17 protein-coding genes are annotated in these 18,635 nt (G+C 45.8%); 11 read left to right on the top strand and 6 right to left on the bottom strand.

All coding sequences use genetic code 11. From position 1 onward, the window contains the following. The 8 genes from Q0307_RS14200 (at position 1) to Q0307_RS14165 (ending at position 6,666) form a co-directional block, all read left to right on the top strand. Complete coding sequence (locus tag Q0307_RS14200) at positions 1-603, top strand: 2-hydroxychromene-2-carboxylate isomerase (RefSeq protein ID WP_298661464.1); 603 nt, start codon at positions 1-3, stop codon at positions 601-603. Further along, positions 604-2,211 carry a carboxyl transferase domain-containing protein gene (locus Q0307_RS14195; protein ID WP_298661462.1) on the top strand — a complete coding sequence of 536 codons (1,608 nt, stop codon included), beginning with the start codon at positions 604-606 and terminating at the stop codon, positions 2,209-2,211. Between the two features lie 10 nt (positions 2,212-2,221). Next, positions 2,222-4,213: an acetyl/propionyl/methylcrotonyl-CoA carboxylase subunit alpha gene (locus tag Q0307_RS14190; protein ID WP_298661461.1), complete on the top strand. Its 1,992-nt coding sequence runs from the start codon at positions 2,222-2,224 to the stop codon at positions 4,211-4,213. Positions 4,214-4,217: 4 nt separating this feature from the next. Beyond that, positions 4,218-5,111, top strand: coding sequence for a hydroxymethylglutaryl-CoA lyase (locus tag Q0307_RS14185; RefSeq protein ID WP_298661460.1), 894 nt, complete (start codon positions 4,218-4,220; stop codon positions 5,109-5,111). A gap of 87 nt (positions 5,112-5,198) precedes the next feature. Beyond that, entirely contained in the window at positions 5,199-5,450 is a 252-nt protein-coding gene (locus Q0307_RS14180; protein ID WP_298661459.1) for a hypothetical protein, read from the top strand. A 24-nt stretch (positions 5,451-5,474) separates the two neighbouring features. Next, positions 5,475-6,062, top strand: coding sequence for a DUF2889 domain-containing protein (locus tag Q0307_RS14175; RefSeq protein WP_298661458.1), 588 nt, complete (start codon positions 5,475-5,477; stop codon positions 6,060-6,062). Further along, positions 6,052-6,471, top strand: coding sequence for a PaaI family thioesterase (locus tag Q0307_RS14170; RefSeq protein ID WP_298661457.1), 420 nt, complete (start codon positions 6,052-6,054; stop codon positions 6,469-6,471). The genes Q0307_RS14175 and Q0307_RS14170 overlap by 11 nt, the downstream gene beginning before the upstream one ends. A 3-nt stretch (positions 6,472-6,474) precedes the next feature. Continuing rightward, on the top strand, positions 6,475-6,666 hold the full coding sequence (locus Q0307_RS14165) for a hypothetical protein (protein WP_298661456.1): 192 nt from the start codon (positions 6,475-6,477) through the stop codon (positions 6,664-6,666). Positions 6,667-6,804: 138 nt separating this feature from the next. Here Q0307_RS14165 and ilvA read toward each other — a convergent pair whose 3' ends face one another. Further along, a complete protein-coding gene (gene ilvA, locus Q0307_RS14160; RefSeq protein WP_298661455.1) occupies positions 6,805-8,328 on the bottom strand; it encodes a threonine ammonia-lyase, biosynthetic in 1,524 nt (507 codons plus the stop codon). 79 nt (positions 8,329-8,407) lie between these two features. Between ilvA and rpiA the strand changes: the two genes are divergently transcribed. Continuing rightward, positions 8,408-9,070 carry a ribose-5-phosphate isomerase RpiA gene (gene rpiA, locus Q0307_RS14155; protein ID WP_298661454.1) on the top strand — a complete coding sequence of 221 codons (663 nt, stop codon included), beginning with the start codon at positions 8,408-8,410 and terminating at the stop codon, positions 9,068-9,070. Here the strand turns inward: rpiA and Q0307_RS14150 are convergent. The 5 genes from Q0307_RS14150 to arsC form a co-directional block, all read right to left on the bottom strand. Continuing rightward, the gene (locus Q0307_RS14150) at positions 9,067-9,474 is read right to left on the bottom strand and encodes a hypothetical protein (RefSeq protein WP_298661453.1); all 408 of its coding nucleotides are present in this window, start codon (positions 9,472-9,474) and stop codon (positions 9,067-9,069) included. The genes rpiA and Q0307_RS14150 overlap by 4 nt on opposite strands. Then, entirely contained in the window at positions 9,471-11,504 is a 2,034-nt protein-coding gene (locus Q0307_RS14145; RefSeq protein WP_298661452.1) for a reprolysin-like metallopeptidase, read from the bottom strand. The genes Q0307_RS14150 and Q0307_RS14145 overlap by 4 nt, the downstream gene beginning before the upstream one ends. Before the next feature lie 62 nt (positions 11,505-11,566). Then, a complete protein-coding gene (locus Q0307_RS14140) occupies positions 11,567-11,938 on the bottom strand; it encodes a DUF2069 domain-containing protein (protein ID WP_298661451.1) in 372 nt (123 codons plus the stop codon). Continuing rightward, a complete protein-coding gene (gene wrbA, locus Q0307_RS14135) occupies positions 11,935-12,531 on the bottom strand; it encodes an NAD(P)H:quinone oxidoreductase (RefSeq protein ID WP_298661450.1) in 597 nt (198 codons plus the stop codon). Before wrbA ends, Q0307_RS14140 begins: the two co-directional genes overlap by 4 nt. Continuing rightward, positions 12,528-12,881, bottom strand: coding sequence for an arsenate reductase (glutaredoxin) (arsC, locus tag Q0307_RS14130; protein WP_298661449.1), 354 nt, complete (start codon positions 12,879-12,881; stop codon positions 12,528-12,530). The genes wrbA and arsC overlap by 4 nt, the downstream gene beginning before the upstream one ends. 210 nt (positions 12,882-13,091) lie before the next feature. On the opposite strand from arsC, the gene Q0307_RS14125 reads away from it, so the two are divergent. Together Q0307_RS14125 and Q0307_RS14120 are read left to right on the top strand one after the other, a co-directional pair. Beyond that, a complete protein-coding gene (locus Q0307_RS14125) occupies positions 13,092-13,994 on the top strand; it encodes a hypothetical protein (RefSeq protein ID WP_298661448.1) in 903 nt (300 codons plus the stop codon). A 246-nt stretch (positions 13,995-14,240) separates the two neighbouring features. Continuing rightward, positions 14,241-18,635, top strand: a 4,395-nt coding sequence (locus Q0307_RS14120; RefSeq protein ID WP_298661447.1) for a GEVED domain-containing protein, incomplete at its 3' end; no start/stop codon positions are given.

Below are 18,635 nucleotides of genomic sequence, written 5' to 3'. Positions count from 1 at the left end.
ATGAGTACTCCTATTGATTTCTACTTTGATTTTTATTCGCCTTATGGCTACTTTGCGAGCTACAAGATTGATGAAATAGCTGCACGGCATGGGCGTACTGTTAATTGGCATCCGATTTTATTAGGGCCAGCCTTTAAAGCGGTTGGCTCTAAGCCTTTATTAGAAATTCCCTTAATAGGCGAGTACTCAGCACACGATTTTAAAAGAACGGCACGATTAGAGGGTGTGCCATTTATCATGCCACCTACTTTTCCGGGGGCGACTTTAGCCGCAGCACGCGCTTTTTATTGGACTAATGAAATCGATAGTGAAAAAGCTAAGACCTTAGCCAAAGCCTTTTATAAAGCCGCATTTGCTGAAGGGCGTGACTTATTGGATCTGAAGGTAGTGACTGAGGTCACTAATCAAGTGGGTTTTAACGCTGATGATATGCTAGCCGCGATTCAAACTGATGCTATCAAAAATAAGCTCAAGCAAGCTGTGCAAGACTCATTAAATAAGAGGGTATTTGGCTCGCCTTTTATCATCATTGATGGTGAAAAATTTTGGGGAAATGATCGCTTAATTCAAGTCGAGCAATGGCTTGCAACCGGGGGATGGTAAATGCCAGTACTCAACACCACAGTAAATACCCGCTCTGAAGATTTCCGCGCTAATGCAGCGCATATGCAAACTCAGCTTGATGATTTGTATGCAAAAGTCGCGCAAATCAGTTTGGGTGGGGGCGAAAAAGCGCGGCAAAAGCATTTAGAGCGCGGCAAATTATTACCGCGTGAGCGCATTCACGTACTGCTTGATAAAGGTTCGCCCTTTTTAGAGCTGTCGCAGTTTGCCGCTTTCGGCATGTATAACAACGAAGTACCCGCCGCTGGGATTATTGCTGGTATTGGGCGGGTGAGTGGGCAGGAATGCATGATTGTTGCCAATGATGCGACGGTAAAAGGAGGGACTTACTTTCCTTTAACCGTAAAAAAGCATTTACGCGCTCAAGCTATAGCAATAGAAAACCGTTTGCCTTGTATTTACTTGGTTGATTCCGGCGGGGCATTTTTGCCGCTGCAAGATGAAGTGTTTCCAGACAAAGACCACTTCGGACGCATTTTTTATAATCAAGCCAATATGTCCGCTCAGGGTATTCCACAGATTGCGGTAGTGATGGGGTCTTGTACAGCGGGTGGGGCGTATGTACCTGCTATGTGTGATCAAAGCATTATAGTCAAAGAACAAGGTACTATCTTTTTAGGTGGTCCACCGCTAGTGCGCGCGGCAACAGGTGAAGTAGTGAGCGCGGAAGAGTTAGGCGGGGCGGATACCCACTCTCGCATTTCGGGTGTAACCGATCACTATGCCTTAAACGATACCCATGCTCTAGCGATGGCACGCGATGTCGTGGCGAGCCTCAATCGGGTGAAAAATCCTAATATTGCCTTAAAGCAACCTCGTGAACCTCAGTACTTAGTCGATGAGCTGTACGGTATTATCCCCAAAGATGCACGTAAACCGTTTGATATTCGTGAAATTATTGCGCGTTTGGTCGATGGTAGCGAATTTGATGAATTCAAGAAGCTGTACGGTACGACTTTAGTCTGTGGCTTTGCGCATATTCATGGCTATCCTGTGGGTATTGTGGCGAATAATGGCATTTTGTTTTCTGAGTCTGCGGTGAAAGGGGCGCACTTTGTCGAACTGTGCGCGCAGCGCAAAATCCCACTGGTATTTTTGCAAAATATTACCGGATTTATGGTCGGAAAAAAGGCGGAGCAGGGTGGCATTGCCAAAGATGGTGCGAAAATGGTAACTGCCGTCGCGTGTGCCAAAGTCCCTAAATTTACGGTGATTATTGGTGGTAGTTTTGGTGCGGGTAACTATGCCATGTGCGGTCGTGCTTATGGTGCGCGATTCTTGTGGATGTGGCCGAATGCACGTATTTCTGTCATGGGGGGCGAGCAAGCGGCAAAAGTACTGAGTCAGGTACGCAGTGATGCACTAGAAGCACAAGGCAAAAGCTGGAGCGTAGAAGAGCAAACCGAATTTGAGCGCCCTATTCGCGAGCAATATGAGACGCAAGGGCATCCGTACTATGCCAGTGCGCGGCTTTGGGATGATGGCATTATTGACCCTAAAGACACGCGTCGAGTACTCGGTTTAGGTTTGTCGACTGCACTGAATGCCCCGATTGAAGACACTACATTTGGCATCTTTAGGATGTAAGGAGAGAGTCATGTTCACCAAAATCCTAATTGCCAATCGTGGCGAAATTGCCTGCCGTGTCGCGCGTACTGCTCGCCGTTTAGGGATAAAAACCGTTGCGGTGTATTCTACTGCTGATGCTAAAGCCGAACATGTTAAAGCCTGTGATGAAGCCTATTGGATAGGCGAAGCGCCCGCAGCTGAAAGCTATTTACATGGCGATAAAATTTTAGCAATTGCCAAGCTTTCAGGGGCACAAGCGATACATCCGGGGTATGGGTTTTTATCCGAAAATGCGGGATTTGCTGAAAGCTGTAAAGCAGCAGGTGTGGTATTTATTGGTCCCCCCACGCAAGCCATTATTGCGATGGGCTTAAAGAGTGAATCCAAACGCTTAATGACTGAGGCTAAAGTACCTTTAGTGCCGGGCTATCATGGTGCTGATCAAGCCATTGATTTACTGCGTGAGCAATCGCAAACCATTGGTTATCCACAACTGATAAAAGCCAGTGCTGGGGGCGGTGGTAAGGGAATGCGTGTCGTCAAATCATTTGACGAATTTGATGCGGCATTAGCCTCAGCCAAGCGTGAGGCGATTTCATCCTTTGGTAATGATGCAGTACTAATTGAGCGTTATCTACAAAAGCCCCGCCATGTGGAGTTGCAAGTATTTGCCGATACATTGGGCAATGTGGTGCATGTGTTTGAGCGCGATTGTTCGGTACAACGTCGCCATCAAAAAGTGATTGAAGAAGCCCCCGCACCGCAGATGACGCCTGAGTTGCGTCATGCTATGGGGCAAGCAGCCATTAATGCCGCCAAAGCAATTGGCTATGTGGGGGCAGGGACGGTCGAGTTTTTGCTCGATCAAAGCGGCGAATTTTTCTTTATGGAAATGAATACTCGCCTACAAGTTGAGCATCCCGTCACTGAAATGATCTCAGGGCAGGATTTGGTCGAGTGGCAATTACGAGTAGCGAATGGCGAACCCTTGCCCTTGACCCAAGAGCAATTAAAAATCAATGGGCATGCGTTTGAGGCACGAGTCTATGCGGAGACACCCGAACGTGATTTTCTGCCCTCGACCGGTCGAGTAAGTACTTTGATTGCCCCTGAAACGAATGACTTTGTGCGCATTGATACAGGTATTCGGCAGGGCGATGAAGTTAGTATGTTTTATGACCCCATGATTGCTAAATTGATTGTGTGGGGGCAAGACCGTACTCAGGCGCTGCAACGTTTACAAGAAGCGTTGAGCAAATATTACATTGGTGGCTTGAATACTAATCTGGAGTTTTTGGGTAATTTGGCACGTAGTGCCGATTTTGCCGCAGGTGATGTGCATACGGGCTTTATAGAGCAACATATGGCGGAACTATTTCCAGAGCCGAGTACGCCACCTGATGAAGTATTTGCCGCAGCGCTATGGTGTGAGTTAGACCATACTCAAGCACGCGCATCTAAAGCGCAACGCCAAACCTTAGATCCTTGTTCGCCTTGGGCGATAGCTGATGCTTGGCGTATGAATCAAGCTAGTATTGATCCCTTTGAGTTTCAAGTAGGTGAGGCGCTTTATTCTATTCAGGGTATGCAACGCAACGGTACTTATTACTTAAAGCTTGCTACAGGTGAAAAGCCTTTATCAGGTGAGCGTATTCAGGGCGATGAGTGGCAAATCGTATTAGGGCAAAAAACCTTACGTATTAAAATTATTCAATCAGGCAATACGTGGTTAGTCTTTTGGAATAATAAGGTTTGGCATTTGAATTTACATGACCCTGTGCATGAGGCAGATGATCAAGGTGTACATGGCGGTGGTTTAACCGCACCTATGGCTGGGACCGTGTTAGATGTAATGGTGAAAGTTGGCGATCAGGTCAAAGCAGGCGATGCTTTAATGGTGATGGTAGCGATGAAGATGGAACATACGATTGCAGCACCGAAAGAGGGCATAGTGCAAGAGATTTACTTCCAAGTCGGCGATCAGGTCAAAGACGGTGATACCCTGTTGAGTTTGGAGTAGGGCTATGAGTTTACCTAAACACGTTAAAATCGTTGAAGTCGGGCCGCGTGATGGTTTACAAAATGAACCTATGCCTGTACCAGTTGAAGTCAAAGTTGCTCTAGTCGAAAAGTTGGTGGATGCAGGTTTGCCTGTCGTCGAAGTGGGGAGTTTTGTCTCACCGAAATGGGTTCCACAGATGGCGGGTAGTGCTGAGGTTTATACCGGAATCCAAAAGCGTCTAGGCATCAATTATCCCATGCTCGTCCCAAATGCCAAAGGTATGGAGGGTGCACTTGCAGCAGGGGTGAAGGAAATTGCGATTTTTGCCGCAGCCTCTGAAGCGTTTACCCAGAAAAATATCAATTGCAGCATTAGTGAGAGTTTAGAGCGTTTTCAGGTCGTAATGGAGCAAGCCAAAGCGCATGGTATTAAAGTACGTGGGTATGTGTCTTGTGTATTAGGCTGTCCCTATGAGGGCGAAATTGCTATTGCTAAAGTGGCAGAAGTCTCTAAGCAGCTGTATCAAATGGGCTGCTATGAAGTATCACTCGGTGACACGATTGGGGTGGGTACTCCCTTAAAAGCGCAACGCATGGTTGAAGAGGTGGCGCAATATGTACCGATTGAGAAGCTCGCCGCGCATTTTCATGATACCTACGGACAGGGTTTGGCAAATCTATTTGCGGTGATGCAGTTGGGGGTTTCAGTGATTGATAGCTCGGTGTCGGGTTTAGGGGGGTGTCCTTATGCAAAGGGGGCGAGTGGTAATGTGGCGACTGAGGATGTGCTTTATATGCTCAATGGCATGGGTATTGAGACGGGAGTAAGCCTAGACAAAGTACTAGAGGCAGGGCGGCTTATTTCAAATCATTTGGAGCGGTTGCCAGCTTCTAAACTGGGACGGGTTTTATTGTAGTTTAATATTGGTTGCTTGCGGCGAATCAATGCGTTCAAAACGGTTCTGTGCTGATACTAGAGTATTCAGTGTAGAGAGGTTAATCGCATGAATGAGAAAGTTTTAGCCCGTTTGATGTATGGTTTGTTGCTCGCAGGTGTTGGCTTAGTGCTTACGGGCGTGGGCTTGGTGGTATTCTCCGATATAGTCACTAAGCAGGGTGTACACGGTATTGCGCTGATTGCGGGTTTAATTGCGGGTGGTTTATTTCTGTCGATCCCTGCCAAGTTGTATTTAACCTATCAATTAATGCGACACAATGATGAGCGTAGGCAGGCGCTTAAGCAGTCGCAGCGATGAAATGAGTCAAATAGGTGAGGGTGGATGGCCTTAGCGATTAATGTAAAACGCACGAAACTACATCATCGAAGTATTCAATGTGAAGGTTTTAAGCGCGAGGATGGTCTTTGGGATATCGAAGCATATCTTACTGATCAGCGTTCCTATGATTGCAGTTATGATCCTGAGCATCGCGGCGGCCTGATTCGTGCGGGTGAAAATGTACACAATATGCGTGTGCGTTTAACCCTTGATTTGGATTTTATGATTCACGATGCGCTGGCTATCTCCGATGAAACACCTTTCCCGATTTGTTTCCAAGCCGCTCAAGTTATGCCGCGTTTAATTGGTTTACGTATGGGCAAAGGCTGGCTGAAAGAAGTACGTGAGCGCATTAGTACAGAGGTTTCCTGTACTCATCTGATTGATTTACTCACACCGATTGCGAATACAGCCTATCAGACTATGCATACCGCTTTAGAGGAGCGTGCGGCTCAACGTAAGCGCGAGGACAAAAATTTCACGCGCAAGAAGCTGGGTATTTTAGATACCTGTATCGCTTTGGCGAGCGACGGAGAAGTGGTGAAGCGGCAATGGCCGGAGTTTTATACAGGGGCTAAAAATGCAGACTAGCTTTGATCTTGATTACTACAATAGTTTAGCGGCAGGTACACTCACCGGGCATTTAGGGATTATCTTTACGCGTTTGCAAGAGGGTGAGGTGATTGCAGAGATGGATGCAGCTCCGCATTTGTTAGCGCCTAATGGCTTTCTGCATGCAGGTAGTTTAGTCACGCTAGCAGATTATGCAGCAGGTTTAGGCTGCATTGCGCATTTACCGGAGGGTGCTAGTGGCTTTACAACGGTCGAGCTGAAAACCAATCATTTAAGCACTACTCGTTCGGGGATGGTGGAGTGCATCGCTAAACCGACCCATCGGGGGCGCACGACCCAAGTTTGGGATGCTGTGATCACGCAGAAAGAAACGGATAAGACGATGGTATTATTTCGTTGTACGCAGATGATTCTTTACCCGAAATAAGCTATGAAAGATCTATTAGGTGTAGCCGGTGTATTATTACTCTTAGCAGGAATAACGGCTCTTATTATTGGTACGGCGCGCTATTTTTTCCCGATGCTGGAGCAATTTTTCCCTGAGAGCTTTAAGAAGCCCTTGTCGTTTCAATATGGAACTTATTATGTTCTAGTGGGGTTACTGTGTTTGCTGTTGGCTTAAGTAGTAACCAGTGAAGCTAAAAAAATCAGCCTAAAAGACAAGCAAGAACTAGGGATTTCAATTTATCTGTAGAAAACTGGTCAGTTTAAGCCTGCAATAACCTTATAGCAGGCTAGCTATTAGTTAAGTTAGCTATGCTTAACCCAAAAACCGCTGATAAGCCGGGTTATTCGTCTCATCCCAATATTCATAACCAAGCTGTTCTAAGGTTTGATTAAAGTCCGCTCGCTCTTCAGGAGGTACTTGAATCCCGACTAAGACTCGACCGAAATCCGAACCATGATTGCGATAATGGAACAGACTAATATTCCAGCCAGCACTCATGCTGGTTAAAAAGTGTAATAAAGCCCCCGGACGCTCAGGGAACATAAAGCGATAAATCAGCTCATTGTGTACACCTTGCCCATGACCCCCGACCATATAGCGTAAATGCACCTTCGCGACTTCATTATCAGTCATGTCCACGAAAGAGTAGTTTTGTGCACATAATTCCGCTAAGAGCTTTTCACGTTCACCTTTACCCGCAGCAATTTTCACTCCTGCAAACACTTGGGCATCTGTCGAGTCGGAATAGCGATAGTTGAATTCTGAAATCGAACGGCTACCAATCGCACGACAGAATTGTTTGAAACTGCCCGGTTCTTCCGGAATAGTGACCGCGAGTAATACTTCCCGACCTTCACCTAATTCCGCACGCTCGGCCACATGGCGTAAACGATCAAAGTTAATATTCGCCCCACTCGTGATGGCAATCAGATGCTTGCCTTCCCAACCTTGTGCTTCCACATATTTCTTAATCCCGGCTACCCCTAAAGCACCGGCTGGCTCTAACAAGGTGCGCGTTTCTTCAAACACATCTTTAATGGCGGCACAAGTTTCGTCGGTGTTGACTAGAATCACTTCATCCACGACTTGACGAGCAATTTCAAACGTTTGCTCACCAATTAATTTAACCGCTGCGCCATCCGCAAAAGTACCTACTTGCGCGAGCTGTACACGCTTGCCTGCTTTTAATGAATCATGCAAGGTTGGAGCTTCTTCATGTTCCACGCCAATGATTTTAGTATGGGGATACAAGTATTTGATATAGCTACCAATCCCAGAAATTAAGCCACCACCACCCACACAAATAAAAATCGCATCAATGGGGTCTTGATGTTGACGCAATAACTCCATTGCAATCGTCCCCTGACCCGCAATCACATCCAGATCATCAAAGGGATGTACAAACGTCATGCCCTCTTCTTGTTCTAAATGGCGAGCGTGCGCATAAGCTTCATCAAAGTTATTGCCATAAATGACCGCTTCACCGCCGAAGGATTTGACGGCATTGATCTTAATATCGGGGGTCACTTTAGGCATCACAATCGTGGTTTTAATCCCCAAGGTTTTACCCGCTAACGCCACGCCTTGTGCATGATTGCCCGCCGAAGCCGCGACTACACCCCGAGCGCGCTCTTCCGCAGTCAGGTGAAACATCCGATTGAAAGCACCGCGTAGTTTGAATGAAAAGACGGGTTGCAAATCTTCGCGCTTGAGGAAAATTCGATTGTGCAAACGCTGGCTGAGATTTTTGGCGTAATCCAGCGGCGTTTCTTTAGCTACGTCATAAACGCGCGCGGTGAGGATGCGTTCGATTAAAGATTTATCAGCGGTATTCATAATGACTCAGTGTCGCAGCGGTTGCGGGTCAGGTAGTATAGGCCAAACTCCAAACGCAAGCATTAGGTGAAGTAGTACGATGACTCAAGATGAAATGAAAAAAGCTGCGGCAAAAGCAGCACTCGCTTATGTAGAAGCAGGCTCAGTGATTGGGATTGGTACGGGTTCTACAGCGAATCACTTCATTGATTTATTAGCGCAAATGAAAACTAAAGTCGACGCAACCGTGGCTAGCTCGATGGCGAGCGCTGAGCGTTTACAAAAGCATGGCATTCGCGTACTCGACTTAAATGAAGCAGGGCAGTTAGCGCTCTATGTGGATGGCGCGGATGAGTCGAATCATCAGCTCCATTTAATTAAAGGCGGCGGTGCAGCTTTAACCCGTGAAAAGATCGTCGCTGGTGCGAGTGATAAGTTCGTGTGTATTGCTGATGGTACCAAGCTAGTAGAGATTTTAGGTAAATTCCCGCTACCCATTGAAGTGATTCCAATGGCTCGTGAATTAGTCTCACGCGAAATTGTTAAGTTAGGTGGCAAGCCAGTGCTACGTCCCAATTGCGTGACTGACAATGGCAATATAATCGTGGATGTACATGGCCTAGCGATTACCGATGCTAAGCAGCTAGAGAGTCTGCTTAATCAGATTCCGGGAGTAGTGACGAATGGCTTATTCGCGCTCCGCCCCGCCGATGTGCTGATTTTAGGCACACCGACCGGTATACAAACTCTGACGGCTGCTTAGTTACAGGCTTTGACTATTACTTGATTCCACTGCGCCGAATACTCTAAGGCAGCACTTAAGTATTTGGCGTGGTTTTCGCCGTATAAAGCATCGGTCACCCCATCCAAGCATTGAGTTGGGCAGCGTTCACTGGCTTTCGCATAAACCTCTGCCGTTAAACCGGGTACGGTGCGACTGCGCCCTGCATTACACAGAAAATAACGCTCACCCCGTGCAAGAGCCGCTTGAGCATCTTGCTTGGGATTTTTAGCTTGTAATTCACTGGTTTTCTTCACGAATTGTGCATCTTCCGCAGAAGTAGTTTGCAGAGATCCTTGATGACTAGGCATTTCTCGGCAAGCTCCCATCGTTAGACTTAGGCTAGCTAGTATTAGCAGGGTTAAACTAGGCTTGAACAGTTTCATTCTTGTACCCCTTTAGCGGTAAAACCTTGTCGAAAGAAAGCTCCAATGCCGACTAATAAGACCAATTCAAGCGGAAATGAACCCGCACCCCCGCTAGTATCAACACCACCCGAGCCACCAGTACCTGCTGAGCTTGGGTTCGCATCTGACAAGGCAAAGAAAATATTATTACTACATTTCACGCGAATGGTATTTTTCGTACCCAAACTACTCGGCAGCGTCACACTAACAGCCCCATCATTGGCTGTATTGCTAAGTAAGGTCTGGAAGTTTTCATTGGGCGTGGTGCTGCTCATATTCAGCGCAATATCGACATTGGCACAGCTAATGGGTACTTGATCAGTTTTCGCTACATTCCAAGTGACATTTAATACACTACCTGCGCTTAAGCTCACATTCTTCGGTGCAGTGATTTCAAACGCAGAGCCAGTATCTTGCACGTGCACAACCATCTCATCAGAACCAATGCCACCTTTACCATCACGAGCTTGTAAGCGGAAATTGAGTGCCCGCGTTTGACTGGATAAGGTTTCGCCATAGGTATGGCTGCCGGAGAGTAAATCCGTTAAACGCGGAATCGTGCGACTAGGGAAACTATTCGGTAACTGTGCGCGCACTAAAGCATTATCACCGGTATCCATATCGACTTTGGAGGCTGTGCCTAAATCAATTTGCTCCCAAGAGTAGCTCAAAGGATCACTATTGCCATCAGTCGCACTACCCGTGAGGGCAAAAGGGGTACGGGCTGGAATCGTATAATCTTGCCCTGCATTCACCACCGGATTGGTATTGCTCAAGCTCGTGCTATCTGCACAAGTCGCACCCGTGCTGCTTTGAGTGTAGGTCGTGATCTGATTGATCGAGCCAGAGTGGAACATTGGATCACTATGTGCTTGGAGGTTGTCGGGTGAGCAAATCCCTGCATAGGACATGATGGTGCTACCGCTCCCCGGTTCATAAGCGGTTTTGCCGATACGATTATTTCCTGAGCAACTGCCCGATTCACTATTAAAGGTATGGGTAGCACCGAATTGATGACCCACTTCATGCGCCACATAATCAATCGCAAAAATATCACCGGTTGGTGTATCCCAACCACTGACACCTTGGGCTTTATAACTATTGCGACAAGCCCCTTCGACCACAGCTACCCCACCATCACCTGTGGTAAACAGATGACCCACATCGTAATTTTCACTACCAATCAAATTATCCAAGACTGTTTGATTTTCTTTCAACAAAGTCGAGCCAGAACTAGGATACGGATCAGTGCTTGAGTCGCTATAAATAGTCGTTACACCACTCACTAAGCGCAGTTTGATACTTAAATCGCGTTGGTAAATTTCATTCATGCGATTGATAGTCGTCGTAATCGCACTTAAGGCTGTGGTTTTGCTACCGCCATGATAGTGGGTGTATTCGCCCGTTGCAGCGATGGCAATATCATAGGTTTTTAAATCCTCGCCTGCACGGGCAGCAATCACCGGGGCGTGTTTAGCAGGCTCTTCGGTTTGTGCAGTTTCATGGGTTGAGCATCGGAAATTATTCTTAAATAAGCCCGAATTGCTTTGCTTGCTCAGGCTACGATAAGAGCGCTCGGCTGCTTTAGATGTGGTAGTGGTCGGATCAACAAATAAAGTATCCCCATTCTGCATCATCAACATGGCCGTAAAGCCTAAGGCAGTGAGTTCGGCTCGCCCGGATACGACTTGCCCGTCTAAGCCTTTAATTTGCCAAGTCTGCCAATCTGGAAATTGGGTAGCGATCACGGGGCTGAGAATTTCTACCGGAGTGAGTTGGACTTTCGCGAAGCCACCCATGGGTAAAGGTAAGCTTAAACTTGGTTCAGAACCGACGTTAATCAGCAAGTTATGTAAGGCCTGTTCATTTAAAGATAAATGGCGTTGTTGAATCAGGTTTTCGCTGGTTTGGCGCGTTTGAATATCGCTCCAAAGTGCCTCATTAGCGTAAAGATTAGGTGTTGCTAAACCTAAAATAGCCAGAATGACGCGGGATAACTGTTTGTTCATTGTTATTATTCCTTGAGTTAAATCCTGCACTCATTTAGCCCTAAGCGCAGTCAGTTTGAAGCCTAGCCTTCTTGTCTGGGTTCGCGTCTGCCCGTACCAGTGAGTTTCGCGCTCATAAAGCCGCCAATATACAGTAAGCTACTCGCCAGAATCATTAACCAACCGTAGACAGCTTCATGCGGTGAAAATAAATACCAAACCCCTAAAGTCGCATAGAGCAGTGCTACCAAAATTGAAAAAACATGGCTGCGATTACTGCCTTTTAAAATACCGCGTATTAAGGGCATGAGGGGCAATAATAAGAGTAAAATCTCAATCGAGCGTGGGAATTGCTGAGTGCTTGATAGCCAACCATTCCATAGAATAATCAAGGCAATTAAGCCCAATAAACCGCCCACCGCACACGCACGCCATAATCTAATTGTATTTTTCATAGCTTATGTGCCAACTCCGCTAAGCGCTTGCCGAGTGCGAAACATAAGCGTTTTTCCTCATCCTTTAATTTGGCTTGGTTGTCGCTACCAGCCAAATGACTAGGTCCATAGGGCGTACCACCCGTCTGGGTACTAATTAAATCAGCTTCAGTATAGGGTAGGCCGGTGAGCAACATGCCATGATGAAGTAGCGGTGTCATCATCGATAATAAAGTTGATTCCTGCCCACCATGTAAACTAGACGTGGAGGTAAAAACACCCGCTGGTTTACCCACTAAAGATCCTGATAGCCATAAACTACTGGTTTTTTCTAAAAAGTATTTTAAGGGTGCTGCCATATTGCCAAAGCGTCCGGGGCTACCCAAAGCTAAGGCGTCACAAGTCTTTAAATCCTCTAAGCTCACATAGGGCGCACCGCTATCAGGGATGCTGGGTGCCATCGCTTCACAGACTTCCGAAACAGGGGCAACGGTACGCAAGCGTACCTCAGTCTGCGCGATACTTTCCACACCGCGTGCAATCTGTTGCGCCATCGCTGCAATCGAACCATGACGGCTGTAATAGAGAATTAAGACTTGTTTAGTCTGGTTCATAGTAAATCCAATACTTTTTCCGGCGGGCGGCCAATCACCGCCTTACCACCAGTAACCACGATTGGACGTTCAATCAATTTCGGATGCTTCACCATTGCTTGAATCAACTGATCTTCACTAAGGCTACTATCCGCTAAATTCAGATCAGTGTATTCCTGCTCAGATTTACGCAATAAGCCCCGCGCACTGATACCTAACATACCCAAGAGTTCACGCAATTTGTCCGCGCTGGGTGGTTTGCTCAGGTAATTGATAACGTCTGGGGTAACGCCTTCTTCTTCAAGCAGTTCTAAAGCCTGCTTGGATTTGGAGCAACGGGGATTATGATAGATCGTGACGGTGTTATCCATGAGTAAATTCCTGTCAGTTCATAGCTGCAATCTAGCCGGATGTGAAGGTCTAGGCAAGTAAGCTGCCAATTCAATCCGTCGCTTAAATCTTGTTTTAGGTTAATAAGCCAGTTAGCCTTATAAGTAAAAATTATTTTAGCTGTAATTGCCCTAGTTTCTAACAATAATTTTTCAATAGCAATAGTAGGCTGCTCATGGAGATCAGCGAAGATGATCAAGGTAGTGCCTGTTACGAAAGCCGCTAGTCTTACATCATTAGTTTTTATAGCTATTCTGCTGCTTTCAAGCCTAGCGCTTAGCGCTGGCGAACCGCTTAAAAGTATGCAAATTGGCATTAATCTACAAGTGCGTGCCTATTTACAAGGCCCTTATGATATGAATACAGGCCTAATGAAAGACCATTTACGTGCCCAAGGTTTGCTTCCATTACAACAACCTTATAGTAGCTCCCCATTTTTCTACACAGGGACTGAGAATCTAAATCGCTCGCTAACAAGTGTTTCATTAGGTGGAGATCAAGACGCTTTGATTGATTGGGTCTTGCTAGAGGTACGCAGTGCCACTAATCCAGCCTTCATCCTTGCACAAAAAGCGTGCGGCCTACAAGCAGATGGCGATCTAATGGATGTACAAACTGGCTCAACAACCCTGTTGTTTCCGAGCTTAACTGTGGGCAATTACTATGTTTCTTTGCGACACCGTAATCATTTAGGGGTAGTGAGCGCACAGGCACTAGCCTTGAGTTTTACCAGCAGCTGGCTCGATTTTAGTAATCCTAACTTTGCAGTGACCGGTCAACATAGTCGCTATTTGCATAAAACCAAAGCGCTACTGTGGACAGGTGATGTCAATCAAGATAAGAAACTTATTGCGCAAGGTATCAGCAGCGATAATACAGCTCTCTTGACGGTAGTTCTCAGTGCTAATGCGAATACAGCTTTCAATACCAGTTATCGTCTCACTGGCTATGCAGCCACTGATTTGAATTTAGATGGAGCAACGCTGGCCGCTGGCCCTAGCAATGATGGTAATTTGATTTATAGTAATATACTAAACTATCCCAGTAACAGCTCTTTTGCAGGCAACTACATCGTGCGCGGCAATGCTTATTGAAAAGCTTATTACAAAGCTAGAGTTTTCAAGATAAGCGGCAATCCTGTCCTAACTAACGAGGCTCTGCACTCGTCGAGGGGTTTGAGACTAAGCTTGATATTAATTTAATTGATGTAGTATCATCTAAGATAATTTTAAGTTTTGTTGGCTAAGCAAAAAAAGCTGCTACCTAAAGCTTTCGGGGTTAGTGCTGACAATTCAAGCTGAAATACGCTGAATAATCATAAAAACAATGGAGCGAATAGCATGGCCTTCTCACGTGCACTTCCAAATAGTGTTCTAGTACGGTTCTTATGCAGCTTAATCTTGTGGTTTGCAAGTGAACAGGTCTTGGCGCTTGGTTGTACAGCAAGTTATACCTATACCAACAATGGTACTAGTACTAACTATTCACTCACTTCCGGTCAGTCACTAAAAATTAATAGTGGTACTTATACGGGAAACATTAATAGTTTTCCGAGTAACACGACCATTTGTGTCGAGACTGGAGCAACTTTTAGGCCTAATAGTTTAAATAGTCCTGCGGGTAGTTTAATCAATTATGGCACTACTAATTTAGCAACCTTTTCTTATGGTGCAGGCTCATTAATTGATAACTACGGATTGCTAAATTTTATAGGGGGAGTGAATTTTAATGGAGCGACCACCATTAGGAATCGCAGCGCTGCAACGACCCTGATAGAGAATAGCTTTACTTTAGATAGTGGATCTCTACTAGAAAACAATGGCTTGCTGCTTGCTAAGCAAGATTTCAATACCAGTTCTGGTACAACAGTAAATAATAACTATCGGTTTGAAATTGAGGGAAATTTTAACCCTTCAGGAATTCTCACTAACTATGGAAGGCTCTATGTAAAAAAGTTTATTAATGCCAACTCGGATTTTTCTTTTAATAATTATTGTACCTTAGTCTCTTATGATGGGTTTAATAATAATTCTTTATTTTTTTCTAACTGGGGAACAATCCTTGTTACTTCTGCTAGTGGGGTACCGGGTGGGCTTTGGCAAAATAATCAAAGTTTTTATAATGGTGATGGTGCTAAGGTTGCGGGGGGGAATTTTACCAATAATGGGGTAGTCAGTGGCTATGGTGCTTTAGTCTTTTCTGGAGAAACCCGCAATCAAGGTACTTTCACTGGTTCTAGCGCGGCAAATCCGATCAATTTTTATGATGAAACGCAGACAGGCTCGTTATTATTTGATTTCTATAATTTGCCAGCTACGAATACGATTCGTTCACTTTTTGCGCGTCCGACTGAGTTAGATGCACCAACGACTTGCAATAACACTTATAAATCATTTGCAGCCTTAAATGCTTGTCCTGCAAGCGGGGTGGTTCAAAATCAAACAGGCACAGTCACCCAAGCGAGTGGTAATGGTGCTTTAGTCGAGAATGTGAGCCAAGCTATTGGGGCTTTACAAGCTTTAGGTACAACCGCTACGGCAGGCAATGCTGCAAAAATTATTGCAGGTGGTGTACTCACTTTGGATTTAGGTCAAGTTGTTCCAGCGGATGCACCGATTTCAATTTCCTTAGCGCGGGTTGATACCGCGAGAGTAAGGGTCGAAGTTTCCTTAGATGGTGTCGTTTTCAGTAATAAAGGTACTTTTGGTAGCAGTGGTACTTTAGGTACTTCTCCGTTAAATGTCTTAGCGCGTTTAGTGGTTAATGCTAATCCGGGTGGTACACAATACATCCGTCTGACGCGTGAAGCAGGTTCCATGTGGGTTGATGGTGCTGAGTATTCACAAACTTGTGTTGAAAGTCGTGACTATGGTGATGCCCCCGCTAGCTATGGTGTAGCTGGTCACAAATTAGTGTCGACTAATTTGTATTTAGGAGACGCAGTTCCTGATGCGGAAAGTGCTAGTAGCCATTCAGTTCGTGCGAATGGTGATGGCAATGATGAAGATGGTCCACCCCCCCAAGCAGTCGGTGCAGTGATTTCTAGTTTTGCTGTTCTGCAAATGACTGATATGAGTTACAGCACTACAATCCGTACCACTAATCAGACAGGTACGGTGGCTAAGCTAACGGGCTGGATTGATTTCGATAAAAATGGCAGTTTTGATGCTGATGAGCGCGCCTCAGTAGATGTACCCACAGGTTCAAATAACACTAACACCACGCTTACTTGGTCGAGTATTCCCACTGATATTACCCTCGGGACAACCTATGTGCGTTTACGTTTCACCACCGATGCGACTGCTGCCGTGCAAGCCACAGGTATTGCGCCTAATGGTGAGGTTGAAGATTTCATTTTACCGATTCACATGGATATTCCACCGAATAGTCCGAGTATTTCAATTGCTGGTGCTGTAACTTCCTTGGCCTGTCAGCCCGTTGTTTTCCAAGACGATTTTAATGATCTGACGCCAGCAGATACTAATTATTGGGGAATAAATCGTGCAGGTGCTTTGCCAGTGCGTTCTTGGACAGCCTCAGGGGGTGGAGCCGATACTTATGCACGCTTTATTGATTGGGGGCTGGGTTATGGCACTTCTATTTATTTTGGGAATGGTGATGTCCGTAGTGTTAGCCCAAGTTTAGGTAATGGCTTTAGTTTTGATGCACAAGGCAAACTGTTAACGATAATTGATGCGCTTGCCTTACGGGATTCCATTGATGATCTAGAGGCTACAGGGACTATTCGTGAAAGTCATTGGGGTGTCATGCCAGTGACCCTATCACGGTCGTTCGCCACGACAGTGGGTAAAACCTATCGTTTATATTTCTCAGCTTTACGTGAAACCGGTGACTTTTTACCCGGCATTATGCGTGTGGATGCACCTGGTGGGTCGATTCATTTTAAAGCACCGGGAGGCACGGAAGGTGTTTTAGATTATGCGATTGATTTTACTGCAACCAGCTCAAATTCTTCGATTAGCTTTGTGAACTATGGTCACTTTGGCCCAAATAGTGGTGGCTATTGTAATGTGGTGAATAATGCTTGGTGTACGGTTGGTGGTTTAGATAATAACGGTAAATCAGCGAATGAGCTAAGCATCGATAATGTAAAGCTGGTTGAAGCTGCCTGTGCTACGGGTGGGATCGGTGGTTATGTGTATCAGGATAACAATCTGAACAATACCTATGACATGGGGACTGAGACGACTATCCCTGCGATGACTGTGAAAATCTATGATGAAAAAGGTAGCTCTACTGATTTTACAGATGATCGCTTGGTCGCCACGCAATCTAGTTTTGCGGATGGGCATTACCTATTTGAGCATCTAGATGCGAATGCAAGTTATCGGGTGGAAGTGGATGCAGCCGACCCCGACTTGCCTAATGGTTTAACTATAGGTACACCCAATCCATCTAAAGGCTTAGTGCCCCTGGTCAATAATATTAAAACTGTAAACTTTGGATTTGATCCCGCAGGTGCGAATGGAAACCAAGATTATGGTGATGCGCCCGTTACTTACGGTGCAGCCCAACATACGATTAGTACTGGTTTTTATATAGGCAACAATCCACCCGATAGTGAGCTGACTCAAGCCATACCTTTGAATGGCACGGGGGACGATACGACGGGAAGCGATGATGAGGATGGCTTAGTCATATCTTCTCTGAGCCAAGGTCAAACAGTAACGGTAACGTTACCGGTTGCTGGTGTGGGTGGTTATCTACAGGCTTGGGTTGACTGGAATGGCGATGGGGATTTTGTTGATAGTGGCGAGCAAATTGCTACGAATATTCAAGATAATCTGGCAGGTGACACCAATAACACCGTCAATCTTATTGCTTTCGCAGTGACTATTCCTACAACAGCGACGACCTCAATAACTTATGCCCGCTTCCGTTGGTCAACGACTTTAGGCTTAGATAGTACAGCGGCAGCTAGTAATGGTGAAGTCGAAGACTATGCGGTGACAATCAGTCCCGCAAGTCCTATGCCGACGATCATCGGTGAATACCGTTTTGATGACTGTGGTAGTGGAGGCTGGCAGCTAGATTCTTCGGGAAATAACAACTCAGCGATTGGTACGGCTCAAATCCAAACAGACAATTACAAAAACTATGCTTGTACTGCCGTAAGTAACGTGAATTGGAATATGGAAGTGCCACATCAAGCTAACTATGCGCTGGCTAGTGGAGCTGTCTCAATTCTGTTCTATGACCATAAAGGGGTGTGGGCCTCTGCACGTTTACTAGAGAAAGGTTGGACGGCAGATCAGAAACTGTCCTTGGAAATGAAACCTTCGACTGATTGGCAGCATGGGACGGTATCAGTCAATTTGAATGGTAATGTCATTGATACTGGTGAAACCTATTACACCAGTTTAGGCAATGGTAGCTTGAATGATACACAGTGGGTTCATGCAGTATTGAGCTTTGGTCCTGCGGGGATGAAGTTGTATATCAATGGCGTGTTAAAAGGTAGCAATGCTTACACCGGTGGCATTACGGGAGTGCTAGGTAATTTTCGCTTGCCGGGGGTAGAAGGCTATTTTGATGAGTTCTATATATTCAATCAGCAACCGACTGATGCTCAAGTGAGCACTCTGTATAGCAATTTGCTGGCTAATAAGACTTGGGATGGAAACACACGTACTTGTAATTGTTCAGGAGGTGTAAGTGCTGACTATGGCGATGCCCCTGCGACTTATGGCGTCCCCTCACATGAGATAGTCACG

Origin of the sequence: uncultured Thiothrix sp. (assembly GCF_937873765.1) — a bacterium.
Lineage (GTDB): Bacteria > Pseudomonadota > Gammaproteobacteria > Thiotrichales > Thiotrichaceae > Thiolinea.
This window is presented reverse-complemented; position numbering and strand designations above follow the sequence as displayed.

Bases quoted from the DNA above. Each gene is read 5' to 3' on its own strand.
- Q0307_RS14185 (WP_298661460.1), top strand. From the start codon at position 4,218: ATGAGTTTACCTAAACACGTTAAAATCGTTGAAGTCGGGCCGCGTGAT.
- Q0307_RS14200 (WP_298661464.1), top strand. From the start codon at position 1: ATGAGTACTCCTATTGATTTCTACTTTGATTTTTATTCGCCTTATGGC.
- Q0307_RS14180 (WP_298661459.1), top strand. From the start codon at position 5,199: ATGAATGAGAAAGTTTTAGCCCGTTTGATGTATGGTTTGTTGCTCGCA.
- Q0307_RS14145 (WP_298661452.1), bottom strand. From the start codon at position 11,504: ATGAACAAACAGTTATCCCGCGTCATTCTGGCTATTTTAGGTTTAGCA.
- arsC (WP_298661449.1), bottom strand. From the start codon at position 12,881: ATGGATAACACCGTCACGATCTATCATAATCCCCGTTGCTCCAAATCC.
- Q0307_RS14165 (WP_298661456.1), top strand. From the start codon at position 6,475: ATGAAAGATCTATTAGGTGTAGCCGGTGTATTATTACTCTTAGCAGGA.
- Q0307_RS14125 (WP_298661448.1), top strand. From the start codon at position 13,092: ATGATCAAGGTAGTGCCTGTTACGAAAGCCGCTAGTCTTACATCATTA.
- Q0307_RS14195 (WP_298661462.1), top strand. From the start codon at position 604: ATGCCAGTACTCAACACCACAGTAAATACCCGCTCTGAAGATTTCCGC.
- Q0307_RS14150 (WP_298661453.1), bottom strand. From the start codon at position 9,474: ATGAAACTGTTCAAGCCTAGTTTAACCCTGCTAATACTAGCTAGCCTA.
- wrbA (WP_298661450.1), bottom strand. From the start codon at position 12,531: ATGAACCAGACTAAACAAGTCTTAATTCTCTATTACAGCCGTCATGGT.
- rpiA (WP_298661454.1), top strand. From the start codon at position 8,408: ATGACTCAAGATGAAATGAAAAAAGCTGCGGCAAAAGCAGCACTCGCT.
- Q0307_RS14175 (WP_298661458.1), top strand. From the start codon at position 5,475: ATGGCCTTAGCGATTAATGTAAAACGCACGAAACTACATCATCGAAGT.
- Q0307_RS14190 (WP_298661461.1), top strand. From the start codon at position 2,222: ATGTTCACCAAAATCCTAATTGCCAATCGTGGCGAAATTGCCTGCCGT.
- ilvA (WP_298661455.1), bottom strand. From the start codon at position 8,328: ATGAATACCGCTGATAAATCTTTAATCGAACGCATCCTCACCGCGCGC.
- Q0307_RS14140 (WP_298661451.1), bottom strand. From the start codon at position 11,938: ATGAAAAATACAATTAGATTATGGCGTGCGTGTGCGGTGGGCGGTTTA.
- Q0307_RS14170 (WP_298661457.1), top strand. From the start codon at position 6,052: ATGCAGACTAGCTTTGATCTTGATTACTACAATAGTTTAGCGGCAGGT.